Annotated in this window: 1 protein-coding gene; it reads left to right on the top strand. The window is 78.8% G+C overall.

All coding sequences use genetic code 11. The annotated features are described in order from the left end of the window. Positions 1 to 189: 189 nt before the first annotated feature. Positions 190 to 1021: serine/threonine-protein kinase (locus DZF91_RS23250; protein ID WP_147341300.1), on the top strand; the 832-nt coding region annotated here is incomplete at its 3' end.

The following is a 1021-nucleotide window of genomic DNA, read 5'->3' as shown; positions in this document are numbered from 1 at the left end:
TCCCGGACCAGGTCCGGGACGGCCGCCGCGTCTCGTCTGCTTCCTCCGCGCCTCCGGCGTCTCCGGTGCCGTACGGCTCGGACGCGCCGCCGGTTCGGCCGTGGCCGCAGTCGGCCGTGCCGGGCCGCCGGTATCCCGCCGTGACCTCCGTCTGCGCACCCTGGGACCCTGGTGCTGCCGGGAGGCGCGATGGACGCAAGCACCGGCCCGCTCGACCCCCTTGGTGCCGGGGATCCGGGCACGGTCGGGCCCTACCCGCTGCTGGCCCGCCTGGGCGCGGGTTCGATGGGCCGGGTCTACCTCGGCCGGTCCGCGGCGGGACGGCTGGTCGCGGTCAAGACCGTGCACGCCGGACTCGCCGACGACCCCGACTTCCGGGAGCGGTTCGCGCGCGAGGTCGGCGCGGTCCGCCGGGTCGGCGGCGTCTACACCGCGCCGGTGATCGCCGCCGACGCGGACGCGCCGGTGCCGTGGTTCGCCACCGCCTACGTCCCCGCGCCGTCGCTGGAGCGGCTGGTGCGGGCCGCGGGGCCGCTGCCGGTCGGGGCGGTGCGCTGGCTCGCCGCCGGGTGCGCCGAGGCCCTGGAGTCGATCCACGCGGCGGGCCTGGTGCACCGCGACCTGAAGCCGTCCAACGTGCTGGTCGCCGCGGACGGCCCGCGCGTCATCGACTTCGGCCTGGCGCGCGCCGCCGAGGGCGCCGGGATGACGCTCAGCCGCGCGACCGTCGGCACGCCCGCGTTCATGGCCCCCGAGCAGGCGCGCGGCACCCGCGACGTCACGCCCGCCAGCGACGTGTACTCGCTCGGCGCGACCCTGCTGTTCGCCGCGACCGGGCACGGCCCCTACCCGGGGCGGACGGTCCTGGAGCTGGTCGCCCAGCTCCTCGGCGAGGACCCGGACACGTCCGGGCTGCCGGCCGGGCTCGCCGAGCTGGTCGGCGGCTGCCTGGCCCGCGCGCCGCGCGCCCGGCCCACCCCCGCCGAGATCATCGCGATGGTCGGGCCGGACCTGCGGCCCG

Source organism: Actinomadura logoneensis, assembly GCF_003428695.1.
Lineage (GTDB): Bacteria > Actinomycetota > Actinomycetes > Streptosporangiales > Streptosporangiaceae > Spirillospora > Spirillospora logoneensis.
The sequence above is the reverse complement of the archived record's forward strand: the minus strand, read 5'-3'. Positions and strand labels throughout refer to the sequence as shown.